Annotated in this window: 10 protein-coding genes and 1 tRNA gene; 5 read left to right on the plus strand and 6 right to left on the minus strand. The window is 64.3% G+C overall.

The window, feature by feature from the left end; genetic code table 11:
• Positions 1–4: 4 nt before the first annotated feature.
• The 5 genes from ABEA23_RS09605 to ABEA23_RS09625 all read right to left on the minus strand — a co-directional run bounded on the left by ABEA23_RS09605 (position 5) and on the right by ABEA23_RS09625 (position 7,778).
• Positions 5–1,042 (minus strand): pseudouridine synthase, encoded by a 1,038-nt coding sequence (locus ABEA23_RS09605; RefSeq protein ID WP_345477799.1) that lies wholly within the window; start codon positions 1,040–1,042, stop codon positions 5–7.
• Positions 1,039–1,896 carry a VOC family protein gene (locus ABEA23_RS09610; RefSeq protein ID WP_345477800.1) on the minus strand — a complete coding sequence of 286 codons (858 nt, stop codon included), beginning with the start codon at positions 1,894–1,896 and terminating at the stop codon, positions 1,039–1,041. The genes ABEA23_RS09605 and ABEA23_RS09610 overlap by 4 nt, the downstream gene beginning before the upstream one ends.
• A 73-nt stretch (positions 1,897–1,969) precedes the next feature.
• The gene (locus ABEA23_RS09615; protein ID WP_345477801.1) at positions 1,970–6,616 is read right to left on the minus strand and encodes an ATP-dependent helicase; all 4,647 of its coding nucleotides are present in this window, start codon (positions 6,614–6,616) and stop codon (positions 1,970–1,972) included.
• Between the two features lie 39 nt (positions 6,617–6,655).
• A complete protein-coding gene (locus tag ABEA23_RS09620) occupies positions 6,656–7,327 on the minus strand; it encodes an NADPH-dependent F420 reductase (RefSeq protein ID WP_345477802.1) in 672 nt (223 codons plus the stop codon).
• On the minus strand, positions 7,320–7,778 hold the full coding sequence (locus ABEA23_RS09625) for a 23S rRNA (pseudouridine(1915)-N(3))-methyltransferase RlmH (RefSeq protein WP_044493003.1): 459 nt from the start codon (positions 7,776–7,778) through the stop codon (positions 7,320–7,322). The genes ABEA23_RS09620 and ABEA23_RS09625 overlap by 8 nt, the downstream gene beginning before the upstream one ends.
• A 246-nt stretch (positions 7,779–8,024) precedes the next feature.
• Here ABEA23_RS09625 and ABEA23_RS09630 point away from each other — a divergent pair.
• Both ABEA23_RS09630 and hrpA read left to right on the plus strand, forming a co-directional pair.
• Positions 8,025–8,108: transfer RNA gene (locus tag ABEA23_RS09630), tRNA-Leu, on the plus strand.
• 72 nt (positions 8,109–8,180) lie between these two features.
• Complete coding sequence (gene hrpA, locus ABEA23_RS09635; RefSeq protein ID WP_345477803.1) at positions 8,181–12,257, plus strand: ATP-dependent RNA helicase HrpA; 4,077 nt, start codon at positions 8,181–8,183, stop codon at positions 12,255–12,257.
• A 15-nt stretch (positions 12,258–12,272) separates the two neighbouring features.
• On the opposite strand, the gene ABEA23_RS09640 is transcribed toward hrpA, so the two are convergent.
• The gene (locus ABEA23_RS09640; RefSeq protein ID WP_345478664.1) at positions 12,273–12,968 is read right to left on the minus strand and encodes a lysophospholipid acyltransferase family protein; all 696 of its coding nucleotides are present in this window, start codon (positions 12,966–12,968) and stop codon (positions 12,273–12,275) included.
• A 109-nt stretch (positions 12,969–13,077) separates the two neighbouring features.
• Between ABEA23_RS09640 and ABEA23_RS09645 the strand changes: the two genes are divergently transcribed.
• The 3 genes from ABEA23_RS09645 (at position 13,078) to ABEA23_RS09655 (ending at position 16,175) form a co-directional block, all read left to right on the plus strand.
• The gene (locus ABEA23_RS09645; protein WP_345477804.1) at positions 13,078–13,797 is read left to right on the plus strand and encodes an alpha/beta hydrolase; all 720 of its coding nucleotides are present in this window, start codon (positions 13,078–13,080) and stop codon (positions 13,795–13,797) included.
• A 10-nt stretch (positions 13,798–13,807) separates the two neighbouring features.
• Positions 13,808–14,203: a hypothetical protein gene (locus ABEA23_RS09650; protein WP_345477805.1), complete on the plus strand. Its 396-nt coding sequence runs from the start codon at positions 13,808–13,810 to the stop codon at positions 14,201–14,203.
• Positions 14,204–14,375: 172 nt separating this feature from the next.
• The gene (locus ABEA23_RS09655; RefSeq protein WP_345477806.1) at positions 14,376–16,175 is read left to right on the plus strand and encodes an AMP-dependent synthetase/ligase; all 1,800 of its coding nucleotides are present in this window, start codon (positions 14,376–14,378) and stop codon (positions 16,173–16,175) included.
• Positions 16,176–16,250 lie beyond the last annotated feature (75 nt).

Consider the following 16,250-nt stretch of genomic DNA (forward strand, 5'->3'; position numbering starts at 1 on the left):
CTTCTCATCTGCGGTCGGCAGTGCGGCCTTCAGCCGGTGCCTCCACAAGCTTACGTGCTGAGGTGAACTCTCTGATCCGGCCGCTGATCGGGTCGGTGAACTCCAAGCGCTGGGCCAACAGCTGAAGGGGCGCACCAAAGTCATCGGGAGCGTCATCCCAGAGATCCGGATAGAACCGGTCGTGCAGAATGCCCAGACCCAGCAGGGCCATATGGATGCGAAGCTGGTGAGTCTTGCCGGTGTGCGGACTCAGCCGGAACAGTCCCACCGGCGTTCCTGCCCGGCTGGTACCGGTGGCTTCAAGCTCCACACGGGAGGAAGCATTGGCTCCGGGAATCACTTCGGTGCTGCGGCGTCGCTTGCCGCCGCGACGGTCATGAGGGCGTCTGCCCGAGTCCTTGACCTCGTAGGGCATCAGCTGGCTGACCACCACGCCCTTGGTTTTTTCGATCCTGTTGCTGACCGTCAGCGGGAACCGGCTGGAGAGTTCCGCTCGGTCGATGCCTGCAGGAAGAGCGCTCACGCATTGGTACTGCTTGGCGACTTCGCGCCGTTCAAACAACAGCTGATAGGCACTGCGGGTCTCTGGCTGCTTGGAGAAGAGCACAAGCCCTGCGGTGCCGCGATCCAACCGGTGGATGGGCACCAGATCAGGAAGCTGCAGTCGGTTGCGCAGCCGAACCAGCAGTGACTGCTGCACGTACCGTCCAGCAGGAGTCGTCGGCAGAAAATGTGGCTTGTCTACTACCAGCAGATGCTCGTCTTCGAAGAGCACTTCCTCTGTCACCGGCAGAGGTGTCTCTAGGGGCACGTTGCGGTAGTACCAGAGGAACTCGACGTCGCCCAGGGGTGTCTCGGTGCTCAGCGGGCGACCGTCAATATCGACGACTTCTCCGTGGTGAAACCGTTGGGTGATGCCAGCGGCATCAATATGCCCGAACTTCTCCAGGACAAAGTCGTGCACTGTCGCCCACGGGCCCTGCAGCGGGATTCTCAGCCGGGTGGCATTGACTCCGTTGCGTACCGGAAGCGGTGATTTCATCCCCAGTCGGGGGCTTGGGCCTGCGCGACGTCCTTGGCCAGGTCGCTTCCGGGCTCGGGGGCGCCCAGCGGTTGATTGATCTGCCAGCTGACGCCGAACTTGTCCTGGACCCAGGCGAAGTTCTTGGCGAAATCGTAGTCACCAGGCTCCATCAGGTAGCTGCCGCCGGCGGCCAGCTTCTGGGTGATCTGAGTGAACTCGTCTTCGGTATCGACCACTACGGCCACCGAAATCGAGGGGGTGAAGTCGAACTCGTGTTTGATCAGAGAGTCCTGGATCATCAGTACCTGACCACCGATGCGCAGCTGAGCGGTGGCCACCAGCGTGGTCTGCCAGTCCACCACCGTCTCCATGGCGGCGGTGTCATCCATCCATGCCGAGGAGCTGGGGGTCGACGACGCCGGAGTCTGTGCTTCTACGGCGTCGTTCGCTGCTGCGGGACCTCCGGACTCCGGGTTTTCCTCGACGCTCTCGGTCTCGGCATCGGGAAGACTCTCATCCTCGAGCGGCTCCTGCGGGGCGGGTGCCTCGAAATCCTCGGCGTCTTCCGGGAAGCTCGAATGCTCGGAGGATGACGCGTGGTGGCTATCGGCACTCTCATCATCGTCAAGGTCGTTGCTGGTGGGCTCGTCTTCAGCTTCGAGCTGCTCAGTCCCGGGCGCCGAGACCTCAGCCTCGTCCAGTTCCTGGTCCGAGGTGAGTCCCTCCTGCTGTGCAGCAGGGTCAAAAATCTCTGTGCCTTCGGGGTGGTGGAGGATCTCCAGCAGCTCCGCGTCCGGGAAAGTCTCCAGGTAGTAGTCGATGGCCTCCTGGGCGCGGCCCTGGAACATCAGGAATGGAAGGCACAAAATCATAGGAAAAGACTAACCGCAAACCGCGCTGGGCGGGGTCCACCTCCGCTATGGGGTGAAACCTTCGCGCCGCAGATCAGGCTGAGAACCGCAGTCCTGAAGGGGAGGAATGAAAGCCTGCCTGGCGCAGCGACTGTCCGAACCGGTGCTGCAGAACCGGCTCGCCATTGACGCGCTCCACGGCGAGTCTGCCGGTTTTCGCCTTGCGCAGTCGGGTGGTCAGGGCAGCAGCTGCGGTGTCTAAGAGGAGCTCATCATCGGTGAAGACCAGAAGCGTCCGCCCACCACGTTCCATATAGGTCACCAACTCACCATCGATCAGCACGACGACGGCGCCAGCCTTGCGTCCAGGCCGGGCTTTGGCGTTTGCTGCCTGCTCGTGAGTGCTCGGCCAGTCCAGAGCCGCACCGTAGGGGTTGGCGGGGTCCACGGCAGCCAACACCACCGGAGATGACGCGGTGGCTTGAGACCTACTGACTCCGGAGTTTGTGCCCTGCTGGGCGTTGTGGTCCTCCTGCTGCTCGGCGATCTCGCGCAGCCGGTCGATAGTGGCCGAGCTGGTGAACTGTGCCGCACCCAGTCCTTCAATGAAGTAGCCGCGGCGGATCCGGCCGGCTTCTTCGGCTGCAGAGAGAACTTTGTACACCCCTGCGAAGCTGCCCGGAGTCTGCTCAGCCACCACAGATCCGCGGGTCAGCACGCCATAGCGATCCAGCAGAATCTCTGCGCGGGTGTGAGCTGCCTCGGTGGGGGAGGCGGAGGCCCGCGGAGCCAGCGCCCAGCGCACCCCTGCTGAGGGCGATTCGCCGCGGGCATTCTGCACCGCCTGGCGCAGTGCCACCCGGCGGGAGGTATGCCGGCTGCGCACCGGCTGGGCGCGGCGCCGGTGGGCGGTGCTGCCTCCGCTGAGCTGCTGTCGCAGGGCGGCGTAGCTGTCCGGTGCCACCCGGCCGGTCCAGAAGAGCTCCCACAGCGCGGTTCGGGTGTCTTCCAGCGAGGAAATCTCCGTGCCGTCATGCTCCCTGCCCAGCTGCTCATGCAGCGCCTCAGCGAACCAGGCGCCACCGCGGGCAAGGACCTGCAGAATCTGCTCCTGGAAGGGGCTGGATGTGTGGTCAGCCGGGGGCAGTACGGCGATGTCCTCAACAGGGGTGAAGCAGACCCAGCCGTCGTGACCGCTTAAGGCGCCTCGGCCGATCACCAGCACTTCACCTGAGCGCAGCAGTTCATCCAGCAGCGCTGGCGTGTAGTCCTTGACCCGCGCCGGCAGAATGAAGGACTCCCAGGCGCTGGCTGGTGCGGGGAAACCGGAGAGCTGGGCAATGACCTCGGCCAGCCCGGCCACGCCCTCAAGCTGCTGATTCGCTGTGACGGCCTGCCACTCAGTCAGCAGCGCGGCATAGGCCCGCGGTGTGACAGGTTCTACTGCAGCGCGCAGGGCGGCCAACGATCTGCGACGAATCCGGCGCAGCATCTCCGCATCGACGTACTCAACATCGACCGCCTGCTGACGGTCCGGTCGGAACAGGCCCTCCACAATGCGGGCCTCATCGGTCAGTCGGCGCAGGACCTGGCTTACCGCGGCCACCGGTAGGGCCAGGGCCTCAGCGGCTTCCTCTGCGGTGAAGGGGCCGTGGGTGCGTGCGTAGCGACTGACCAGATCCCCCAAGGGGTCTTCCACCGGGTCCAGGAAGGTCTGCGGTATGCCTTGTGGGATCGCCACACCCAGCCCATCGCGCAGCCTGGAGGCATCCTCCACGGCGGAGTAGCGGGGTTGGCCCTGCCAGGTCACGGCGAAGGCGCGCTGTGCTGCAACCAGCTGCTCGGCCAGCTCCGCGGCCCGTTCCGGGCTTAAGTGCGCGTCGTCGTCGGACACGTCCTCTGCGGCGAGCCGCAGCCCTAGCTGCTCAGCGGAGAGTGGTCCCAGCAGCCGCAGCAGATCTGCCGCGCCCTCCGCACCGCGCAGCCGCCTGCCGGGGCTCAGCCGCTGGGCGTGCTGCTGGGCGTCGTCGATGATCCCGGCGTCGAGGAACTCGCGCAGTTCCACCCGGCCCAACAGCTCGTTGAGCAGCTGCGGGTCAACGCTCAGCGCCGCCGCCCGCCGTTCGGCAAGCGGCGAATCGCCCTCGTAGAGGTACTGGGCGATATAGCCGAAGATGATGCTCTGCGCGAAGGGGGAGGGAGTCCTGGTGGTGGCCTCGACGATCCTGATCTTGCGCTGGGCGATGCCGCGGGTCAGAGCTTCCAAGGCTGGCAGGTCGTAGACATCCTGCAGGACCTCGCGCATGGCCTCCATGATGATCGGGAAGTCCGGGTAGCCGTGAGCCACCTCCAGCAGCTGGCTGGAGCGCTGGCGCTGCTGCCACAGCGGCGTGCGCTGACCGGGGTTCTGCTTCGGCAGCAGCAGTGCGCGCGCTGCGGCTTCACGGAATCGTCCGGCAAACAGCGCACTGGAGCTGACCTGGCGGATGACCAGCTCCTCCAGCTCATCATGCTCGAACCTGAACAGCTCAGCGCCCGGTGGCTCTTCCTCCATCATGGGCACCCGCAGCACAATGCCGTCATCGGAGGCGAAGGCAGCGCCGTCGAGCCCATAGCGCTGGTGCAAGCGCTCGCCCACCGCCAGAGCCCACGGGGCATGGATCTGCATTCCGTAGGGTGAGTGCAGAATGATCCGCCAGTCGCCGAGCTCATCGCGGGTGCGTTCCACCACCAGCGTGGTGTCGCTGGGCAGAGCACCGACCGCCTCGTCCTGCTCACGCAGATATCGCAGCAGGTTCTCCTGGGCCCAGGTATCGAGCCCCAGCGCACTCAACTGCTCCATGGCATCTGCGGGGGCGGCCGCGTGCATCCGGCGGGTGAACTCTCCCAGCGCCTTGCCCAGCTCGGCCGGGCGGCCCAGACCGTCTCCGCGCCAGAAGGGCAGGGAAGCTGGTTGCCCGAAGGCCGGGGAGACCAGCACCCGGTCAAAGGTGATCTCCTCGATTCGCCAGCTGGTGGCCCCGAGGGCGAACACATCGCCCACGCGGGATTCATAGACCATCTCCTCGTCGAGCTCACCGACGCGGCGCCCCCCGGTGCGGGAGTCCTCCGCGCCGACTAAGTACACCCCGAAGAGGCCGCGGTCCGGAATGGTGCCGCCGGAGGTGACGGCGATCCGCTGCGCCCCGGGTCGCCCGGTAATGGTGCCGGCATCGCGGTCCCAGACGATGCGCGGACGCAGCTCGGCGAAACGATCGGAGGGATATTTGCCCGAGAGCAGATCCAGCACAGCTTCAAAGGCTGATCGCGGCAGTGCGGAGAAGGGTGCGGCCCGGCGCACGGTCTCGAACCAGGTCTCCACCTCCAAGGTCTCCATGGCGGAGGCAGCAATGGTCTGCTGAGCCAGAATGTCCAGCGGATTCTTCGGGATATGCAGGGCTTCGATTTTTCCGGCCAGCATGCGTTCAACAACGACGGCGGTGCTCACCAGATCCCCGCGGTGCTTGGGGAAGAACCATCCCACCGAGACTTCGCCCACCTGGTGGCCGGCGCGGCCGATGCGTTGCAGGCCTGCCGAAACCGCCGGGGGCGCCTCCACCTGGATGACCAGGTCCACTGCACCCATATCGATGCCCAGCTCAAGGGAGCTGGTGGCGACCACGCATTTCAACCGCCCTGACTTCAGGTCCTCCTCGATGAGTTTGCGCTGCTCCTTAGACACCGAGCCGTGATGCGCCTTGGCCAGGTCCGGTAGGTCTTCAGTGTTGTCCTCCGCCAGGCCCTGGGACTCGCTCCAGATCTCGTTGATCCGGCCGGTGAGCTTCTCGGCCAGCCGTCGGGAGTTCACAAAGACGATGGTGGAACGGTTGGCGGTGACCAGCTCGACAACTTTGTGCTCCACATGAGGCCAGATCGAGGGCTGCAATGGCTGCGACCCCTCAGCCTCAGGCTCCACCTGCGGTGCGGCCAGGTCCTCCACCGGCACAGAGACCGTGATGTCCCACTTCTTCTCCGAAGCCGGAGCCACGATCTCTACAGCAGCGCGACCCGCCGGATAGTGACCGCCCAGGAAGCGCGCCACCTCATCCCGGGGCTCCACGGTGGCTGAGAGTCCGATGCGCTGAGCCGGACGGTTCCCAGCCGATTCCTCAAGGGCATCCAGGCGTTCCAGAGACAGCGCCAGATGTGCGCCGCGTTTGGTGCCTGCCAAGGCATGGATTTCATCGATGATGACGGTCTGGACGCCGCTGAGGGTGGTCCGGGCCGCAGAGGTGAGCATCAGGTAGAGCGACTCAGGGGTGGTGATGAGAATATCCGGCGGATTCTTCAGCAGATCCCGGCGCGCCTTAGGAGAGGTGTCTCCGGTGCGCACACCCACGCTGATCTCCGCCGGTTCCTGCCCCAACCGACGCGCGGTATGGCCGATGCCCACCAGCGGGCTGCGCAGATTCCGCTCAATATCCACCCCCAGGGCTTTCAGCGGGGAGATGTAGAGCACCTGTGTCTGGGCGGGACCTGCGGTCCGGGGCGCAGCATCTGGCTCGCTACCACCGGCGATCAGCCGGTCAATGGACCAGAGAAAGGCCGAAAGTGTCTTTCCCGAGCCGGTGGGGGCCACGACCAGCGCGTTCTTACCTGCGGAGACGGCCTCCCATGCGCCCTCCTGGGCAGCGGTGGGCGCGCCAAAGGAGGCCTGGAACCAGTTCCGGGTCGCTTCGGTGAATCTTTCCAGCGCAGTCACGCCCTCCAGCCTAAGCGTCACTGCTGACAGGCTGGCTGTTCAGCGCACCCAGCGCAGCAGGTCCTGCCGGCTCAGCGGCCGGTTGAACAGTGGGCCGTCGGGTTCCATGATGCGCCCGGCCGGAAGCGGGCCCAGTGACACCGGGTCGAAGCCCATCTGCGACACCAGCTGCATCACCTGACCACGGGCGTCGTCGTCATCTGCCGCCACAGCCAGTGCCCGGCGCTGCTCATGGGCAGCGTGCGGTGCAGCGGCCTGCTCCACCTCATGATGGGAGATGTGATTTAGCGCCTTCACCACCTGTGCTGTGCCGAAGCGTCCCGCAATGGCCATGGAGCTGGGAAGCTGCTCATCCACGGCGGCCTGCAGCCAGCCCGGCAGCGGCTCGTGGTGCCACGTGTTGGTGGCGTCTATGAGCACAGTGCCCGAGACCCACTGCGGATCCACCTCGTCGAGCTCCTCCTGGGGTACTGCCAGTACGACGATGCCGGGTCCCTGGCTGAGCGTGCGCTCTGCGATTTCCGCCGGCCAGACCGGCCGGGCGCCAGGAGCGTAGATCTTCAGATGGTGCTGCAGCGCTTTGGGCGGGCGAGTTGAGCAGATGTCCACGGCAATACCGGCTGAGAGCATGGTCCGGGCGAAGGCCGTGCCTGCCCGCCCCGCCCCTAGAATGCCGACAACCGGCTCGGGCTCCTGATGATCCTCAGACATGGTGATAGGGCCTTCCGCCGCTGATCTCCTGGGCGCGGTAGATCTGCTCAGCCAGAATCAAGCGCACCAGCTGATGCGGGAAGACCAGCCGGCTTAAGGACCAGGTGAAGTTCGCACGGCTAGTGAGCGCCTGGTTCACCCCGTAGGCACCCCCGATGATGAGCACCACACTGCGTCCACCGCTGAACTGGGTCTGGAGATGATTCGCCACCTCCGGGGAGGAGAGGTTCTTGCCGCGCTCATCCAGGAGCACCACATGGTCATCGCCCTTCACAGCGCCCAGCAGGCGAGCCGATTCCTCGTCCCGGGCGGCGTCACCTTCGCGGGATGAATGCGGCAGCAGCTTCCAGGTCAGATCGTAGGGCTTGCGCAACCGCTTGGTGTAGCGCTCGACTCCCTCGGAGACCCACGCCTCATGCTTCTTCCCGATGGCTAGAACAGTGATGCTCATGCCTGACAGCCTATGCGGGAGACCGCCGCGTCTGGAGTGAGACCAAGATCATAGAAGACCGGCGAGCGCCTTCATGCCTCCCAGCTGGCGTCCAGGAAGCTTGCAGGCCAATAAAATCGAGGGATCACGCGAGTCTGATCCTGCCGATTGGACGAACCGGTCAGTCTGTGCCTAAGATAGTGCTCGCTGTTTTCAGCAGTTCGAGGTCCCCAGGGACCCGGGTAAACCGGGATAACGGGGGCCGATGCGCGAGTGGCGGAATAGGTAGACGCGCTGGCTTCAGGTGCCAGTGCCTTCACGGGCGTGGGGGTTCAAGTCCCCCCTCGCGCACATAGAGCTGAGGCTCCGGGTCCACACCCGGGGCCTCAGCTCTTTTTTCTTCCGACGTAGACTGGACCAGCCATGTCTGACCTGCAGAATCCCGCCCCCGACACCGAGAGCTCCACACCTTCGGTGTGGACCCCGGAGAACCTGAACTATCCGGAGCAGCTGCCGGTCACCGGCCAGCGGGAAACTATCCTGAAAGCGCTGCGGGAGCACCAGGTGGTCGTCGTCGCCGGTGAAACTGGCTCCGGCAAAACCACCCAGCTGCCCAAGATGCTCCTTGAGCTGGGACTGGCGCAGCAGGGACTGATCGGCCACACTCAGCCGCGCCGATTGGCCGCACGCTCGGTGGCCGAACGGCTGGCCGAGGAGCTGAAGACCCAGATCGGCCAGACCGTGGGCTATCAGGTGCGCTTCACCGCTGAAGTCGGCAAGGACACCTCGGTGAAGCTCATGACCGACGGAATTCTGCTGGCCGAGATTCAGCGGGACCCGATGCTGAAGAAGTACTCGGCCATCATCATCGATGAGGCCCATGAGCGCAGCCTCAATATCGACGTCATCCTGGGCTATCTCAAACGGATCCTGCCCAAGCGTCCGGAGCTGAAGGTGGTCGTCACCTCCGCCACCATCGATCCGCAGCGCTTCGCCCGGCACTTCAGCCAGCAGCCGCTGCCTGCAGCGGAGGATGAGCTGCCTGAAGATATTCCGATCATCGAAGTCTCCGGACGCACCTACCCGGTGGAGATCCGCTACCGCCCTGTGCAGGACTTAGAAACCCTGGAGGACGACGACGGCGAAGCCGGTCTGCCCAGTGGGCCGGCCTCAGCAGGATCCGAGGATCGCGATCTGCTGGACGCAGTGACAGATGCCGTGCTGGAACTCAGCGGTGAGCCCGACGGTGACATTCTGATCTTCTTCCCCGGCGAACGTGAGATCCGCGACGCCGCGGATGCGCTCACCGACACCATCAAAAACCATCGAAAGCTGGCCAACTCGGAAGTCCTGCCGCTCTTCGGCCGGTTATCTCTGCAGGAGCAGCGGCGAGTCTTCACCCCGGGAGGGCGGCGCCGGATTGTGCTGGCTACCAATGTGGCCGAAACCTCGCTGACTGTGCCCGGCATCAAATACGTGATCGACATCGGCACTGCGCGCATCTCCCGGTACTCCACGCGCACCAAGGTGCAGCGGTTGCCGATCGAACCGATCAGCCAGGCCAGCGCCAATCAGCGTGCTGGCCGCTGTGGCCGCACCTCCGACGGCATCTGCATCCGGCTCTACTCCGAGGAAGACTTCCTCTCCCGTGATGAGTTTACCGACCCGGAGATTCTGCGCACCTCCCTAGCCTCAGTCCTGCTGCAGATGTCCGCGATGGGCATCACCAGGACCCCGGATGAGCTGTTGGATTTCCCCTTTGTGCAGAAACCCGACTCCAAAGCCGTCAACGACGCCGTGCGGCTGCTCTCCGAACTCGGCGCGTTGGAAGGCGGCGGCCGCAATGCTGGGCGAGTCACGGCCACCGGGCGTCGTCTGGCGCAGCTTCCTGTGGATCCGCGGCTGGGCAGGATGATGGTGGAAGCCGCCCGCCGGGATTGCCTGACCGAGGTCACCGTGCTGGTGGCAGGACTGTCGATCCAGGATGTCCGGGAGCGTCCCACCGAGAAGCGCGATGAGGCAGATGCGCTGCATAAGCGCTTCGCCGATGAGAATTCGGATTTTTCCGCGCTGATGAATCTCTGGCGCTACATTCAGGAACAGCAGAAGGAACTCTCCTCCAGCCAGTTCCGCAAACTCTGTCGCCGGGAACATCTGAACTGGCTTCGCATCCGCGAATGGCAAGACCTGGTTTCCCAGCTCGGCGAATTGGCCCAGCAGGCCAAACTCGCCGAGCACCGGGTCAAACCCCATCATGGCACCGACCATGTGGCCAAGCACGATGCGGTGCATAAGTCCCTGCTGGCAGGTCTGCTCAGTCATATCGGGCTGTTTACCCCGCGCACCCGGGACTATCAGGGCGCCCGTGGCACCCGCTTCGCGATCTTCCCGGGATCGGGGCTGTTCAAGAAAAACCATGATCTGGTGATGGCCGCTGAACTGGTGGAGACCTCCCGGCTCTGGGCCCGCATGGCAGCGAAGATCGACCCGACGTGGGCTGAGGAACTCGGAGCTCACCTGCTCAAACGCACCTACTCCGAGCCCACTTGGAGCGCGAAGAAAGGCGCCGTGGTGGCCACCGAGCGGCTGACCCTTTTTGGGGTGCCGATCGTAGCTGACCGCCAAGTGCTCTTCGGCAAGATCGATCCGGTCGGTGCGCGCGAGGAGTTCATCCGCCGTGCCCTGATCGAGGGCGACTGGTCTACCAAGCATCACTTCGACAAACGCAACCGCGCACGGTTCGCTGAACTCGAGGAGCTGCAGGAACGCACGCGGAGGCGGGATCTGCGGGCAGCGGATCAGCAGCTGGTGGATTTCTTCGACCAGCGCCTGCCGCGCAGTATCACCTCCCAGCGGGCCTTCGACGCCTGGTGGAAGAAACAGCGCCATGACACACCTGAGCTGCTGGACATCCCGCAGGACACCTTGATGGCACCGGCTGCCGAGCAGGTGGATCTTGAGGCGTTCCCAGCCGCCTTCGATCACGATGGCCTGCAGCTTGAGCTCACCTACGCCTATGAAGCCGGCGTCACCGTGCGTGTCCCGGTGCTCTTCCTCAACCAGCTGCAGCCGCACCGCTTCGAATGGTTCATCCCCGGGCGTCGTACCGAGATGATCACCGCCCTGATCCGGCAGATGCCGAAGCAGCAGCGGAAGAACTTTGTGCCAGCACCTGATGTTGCCGCCCAAGCCCGGCAGCTGCTGGAGGAACAGTACGACGTCGAGGTCTCACCCTTCACCGAGGCACTGGCTCGGGTGCTGCGCCAGCTCAAGGGCGTCGTCGTCGATAGTGAACACCTGGATACCTCCCGGCTGCCGGAGGACCTGCGCTTCACCTTCGCCGTGGTCAGCGAGCGCGGGCGAATCCTGGACACTGGGGCAGATCTGGCGGAACTGCAGGTGCGCTTCTCCGCGGAGAACCGAGAGGCCATCGGCCGTTCCCTCACCGGTGGGGGAGCCGGCTCAGTGGGCACAACGGGTCGCTCTGGTCAGCTCGGTCAGTCTGGTCAGCCCAGACAGTCCCGTCAGTCCGGAGGCGTGGAGTCTCACCAGCAGTCCAGCGCCGGCTCGCAGCAGGACCGGCAGGATGCCGTGACCGGTGCCGGGGAGCGCGTTGACACCTCAGCGCGACAGCAGGTGACCTGGACTTTTGGTGATATCCCCAGCACAGTAGCCACCCAGGTTGCCGGCCGCGAAGTGACCGGATACCCGGCGCTGACCCCCGATGGCCCCGGGGCGCGGCTGATGGTGGCCCAATCTGCCTCCGAGCAGCAGCGCACCCACCGCGCCGGCGTCGTGGCCCTGCTCAGTGCCGTGCTGCCCTCACCCCAGCGCTATGTTGTGGAGCACCTGAGCAACCGGGAGCGACTGGCGTTTGGCCAGTTCGCCAAAGACGCTTCCAGCAGCACCGAAAAGATGGTGGCTGAGGCAACCACTGCGGCGCTGGATCATCTGGTGCCTGCTGAACTGCCGTATGCCGCTGCCGCGTTTGAGCAGATCTCCCGGAATGCCCGAGCTGAACTGATCGAGACTGTGCTGTCGCTGACCGATGTCATGGCGCGGGTGCTGACTCTGAACACTGAGGCCCGGGCAAGGCTGAGCAGCGTGCGGTCGGCGGCACTGAAGCCAGCGGTGTCGGATATGCAGGCCCAGATCGACCAGTTGGTTCACCCCGGCTTCATCACCGCTACCGGTTTCACCCAGATGCATCACCTGCCGCGGTATCTTCAGGCGATGTTGCTGCGCCTGGACCGGTTGGAGGCTGGCCAGGGCCTGGCTAAGGACACCACGGATATGCAGGCAGTCCAGGAGCTCGAGGATGAGTACGACGCCGCCATCGAGGCCGTACCCCCGCAGCTGCCGGTGCCGCCGGAGCTGGCTCAGGTGAAGTGGATGCTCGAGGAACTCAGGGTCAATCTCTTCGCCCAGTCATTGGGCACGCCGCAGACCGTGAGTGCTAAGCGCGTCCGCCGGGCCATCAAGCAGGCCCGCCAGGTCTAAGGCCGGCAGCACCCGCTAGGAGGGGTCTTTCTCGGCCTCCAGCCGACGCTTGACCTCGGAGGCGTAGACGTCCACATACTCCTGGCCGGAGAGCCGCATGATCTGAGACATGATCTCGTCAGTGACCGCACGCTGAGCGAAACGGTCATCGGCGTTGCCGTAGTAGGTCTCGAAGCTCATCGGTTCGCCGATGATCATCCCGACTCGGCGCACCCGCGGGATGTTCTTGCCGATCGGCTGGACCTTATCGGTGCCGATCAGCGCAATCGGGATGACCGGGACCTGCGCGCTCAGGGCAAGCTTGGCCACGCCCAGCTTTCCGCGGTACAGACGCCCATCGGGGCTTCGGGTACCTTCTGGGTAGATACCCAGCAGGTGCCCTTCACGCAGGGCATTCTCGCCTGCAGAAAGCGAGTTCTGGCTGGCGCGTCCGCCGGACCGATCCATGGGGATCTGGCCGCTGGCGTTGAAGAACCAGCGATTCCACGCCCCGCTGACGCCCTTGCCCTTCCAATAGTCGTTCTTGGCCAGGAAGCGCACCTGCCGGGGCACAACCACAGGAATGAATACCGAATCAGAGAAGGACAGATGGTTGGAGGCCAGGATGGCAGCGCCCTCGGTGGGGATGTTGTCCAGCCCTTTGACCCAGGGCCGGAACACCGTATTCACCAGGGGAGCCACCACTAAGGATTTGGCGGAGCGGTAGAACAGAGATGACGACGGGGGCACGGGCAGGCTCTTCCTCTCGCCCCTCTGACTTCAGAGGGCACTACGGCGGATAAGACGTTCACCACAACAATAGGCGGTTTACAGTGAACTCATGGTGAACAGCGCTGCAGGTGCCCTGATCCTTCATGGATTCACATCAACCACTGCTTCGATGCAGCCGGTGGCTGATGCGGTGCGTCAGGCCGGCTACGAGGTGGAGATGCCGCTGCTTCCCGGTCATGGGACACGCTGGGAGGAGTTGGCGCTGACCCGAGCCGATGATCTCTTCGCTGAGGTGGACGCCGCTTATGGGCGGCTGGCCTCACGCTGCCAGACCGTGGTGCCGATCGGGCTGTCCATGGGTGGGGCGCTGGCTCTGTGGGCCGCGGCCTCCTGGGGTTCCGCCGGAGTGGCGGCCATCAATCCGGGACTGCGGCTGACACCTGGACTGGGCCGGATCGCTCGGCTGCTGGCCACGGTGCGGCCCTCTGTGGCCTCCATCGCCGGGGATATCGCGAACCCGGAGGTCACCGAGGAAGCCTACGGGCGTACACCGGTGCGGGCAGTCGCTGAGCTCAACGAGGTTTTCCGGCGCACTCGTGCCGTGCTGCCGTATCTGGAATGCCCGGTGCTGCTGCTGCGATCAGCCCGGGACAATGTTGTCGGCTCAGCTTCGGCCCAGCTGCTCACCCGCAGTGTGCCCAAGGGGCAGATCCAGGAGGTCATTCTGCGCCGCAGTCAGCATGTCGCCACTCTGGACTACGACGCCGAACTCCTTCAGCGCAGGATTATTCGCTTCATAGGAGAGGTGTCGGTATCGCCCGCCGGGTAGGCTGGTACCCATGAACAAGCAACGTGATGAGGACTCCTACTACCGCAGGAGCGGCTCACAGCCCGTTCCGGGGCGTCCGGTGCCGAAGAACCTCGGGCAATCCCGGGGCGGCGGCCAGCGCGGCCCCCGGGACTATCACGTCGATGATGCGGCGCTGGAGGAGATCGACGATTTCCGCCCGCCGAACCCCAAGAACCCGCTGGCAGGTGCCAAGCCCGCCGTCGTGCTTGGGGCCTTCCTGACCATTGCCGGAATCCTATCGCTGATTATCTTCCCCTTCCTGCCGGTGTCTTTCCCCGGCTGGACGACGGCGGCGCTGATAGGCGTGGTCTTCCTCGGCCTGCTTGTCCTCTTCCTGCAGATGCCCAGCAAGCGCACAGGCAGCGGCGACGGAGCGCAGGTCTAATAGCACTGCTGGCCGGTCGCACCAGGTGATTGAGCTAGCGGCAACGAAGCAGTTTTCTCACCTACCCAGGAGGAGTTCTAGCTTGGGGGCATACAGTCCGCGCGCACACGGAGCCGACACAGCACCAGCCAGCCAGCACTCAGTGCCAGCGATGGTGCAGGTTCCAACAGACATGAACATCACCGATCTGCTCCATCAGCAGGTCAATGAGGACCCCGGCAATATCCTGTTCACTCGGCGTGACAAAGACGGCCAGTGGGTAGATGTCAGCGCCGCCCAGTTCCAGCGGGAGGTCAGTGACCTAGCTAGGGGCCTCATCGCCTCCGGTATCGAGGCTGGCGACAGAATCGGCATACTTTCGGCCACCCGATACGAATGGGTCCTGCTGGATTTCGCCATCTGGTATGCAGGGGCGGTCAGCGTGCCCATTTATGAGACGTCTTCAGTCAGCCAGATCGCCTGGATCCTGCAGGACTCCGGTGCGCGGACAGTCATCACGGAGACGAAGTCCCACCGGAAGCTGGTCGCTGAAGCAGTGTCTTCGGAACAGCTGAGCAATGTCACCGAGATTCTCTGTCTGGAGCAGAATGCTCTGGAGGTGTTGCGGCGGTCAGCCCCGGGCGCGACCGCGAGCGAACTTGAGCAGCGCCGCAGCGCCGCCTCGCTGGAAGACCTGGCGACCATCATCTACACCTCCGGTACCACCGGTCGCCCCAAAGGCTGCGAGCTGACCCACGGGAACTTCACCGAACACTGTCTGCAGACTCTGGCAGTCATGGATGGGGTGATCGGCAAGCATTCCTCCACGGTGCTGTTCCTGCCGATGGCTCATGTTTTCGCCCGGTTCGTCTCGGTGATCTTCATCGCCGCAGGGGGCCGGGTGGCGCATACTCCGGATATTCGCCAACTCATCGATGATCTCGGTGATATCCGGCCCACCTTCCTGCTGGGGGTACCGCGGGTCTTCGAGAAGATCTACAACGCGGCAGTGCTGAAGGCCGAAGCCGAGGGTAAGAGCCGGATATTCTCCCGCGCCGTGGATGTGGCAGTGCGCTATTCCCAGGCGGTGACGGCGGGGCGGGTACCTCTGGGGCTGCGCGCCCAGCACAAGGTGTTCTCCAAGCTGGTCTATTCCAAGCTCATGGCCCGGATGGGCGGACAGGTCACCCATGCCTTCTCCGGCGGCTCGCCGCTGGGGGAGCGAACGGCGCATTTCTTCCATGGCATCGGGGTGCAGATCATCGAAGGCTACGGCCTGACCGAGACCACCGCCCCGGTGACCGGCAATATCCCCAGCATCTACCGCATCGGCACCGTGGGTATCCCGCTTCCTGGCAATGAGGTGCGCATTGCTGAGGATTCCGAGGTCCTGGTGCGCGGCACCTGTGTCTTCCGCGGTTATCGCGGCAGGCCTGAGCTGAATCAGGAAGCCTTCATTGACGGCTGGTTCCGCACTGGAGATCTTGGTGAACTCGACGACGCCGGACGACTGCGCATTACCGGGCGAAAGAAGGACATCCTGGTCACGGCCGGAGGTAAGAACGTCTCACCGGCGCAGCTTGAAGATGAAATCCGTGCGGATGTGCTGGTGTCACAAGCCGTGGTGGTGGGGGAAGGGCGTCCCTTTGTGGGAGCGCTGATCACCCTGGACTCTGAAACGATCAGCTCGTGGTGCCAACGCCGAGGTATCGATCCGCAGACTCCCATGGCTGAGCTGACTGAGCATCCCCAGGTGCTGAAGCATCTTCAGGACATCATCGATCGGGCTAACGCCACGGTCTCACAGGCGGAGTCCATCCGCTCCTTTACCGTCCTGGGGGAAGACCTCACTATCGAGTCAGGTCACCTGACCCCCTCGTTGAAGATTAAGCGCCCCGAGGTGATGCGCGACTTCTCGCAGGTGGTGGATGCGCTCTACAACAGGGCTTCAGCGGCCCGGGGCAAGGCCAAGCGGATGCTCGGTGGCGAGTAGACAACGCCCCTCTGCCTCACTAATGTGAATCACACCACATTGACATCAAGGCTTCAGGAGGGACCCCGTGGCAAA

The organism is Nesterenkonia rhizosphaerae (assembly GCF_039544555.1).
Lineage (GTDB): Bacteria > Actinomycetota > Actinomycetes > Actinomycetales > Micrococcaceae > Nesterenkonia > Nesterenkonia rhizosphaerae.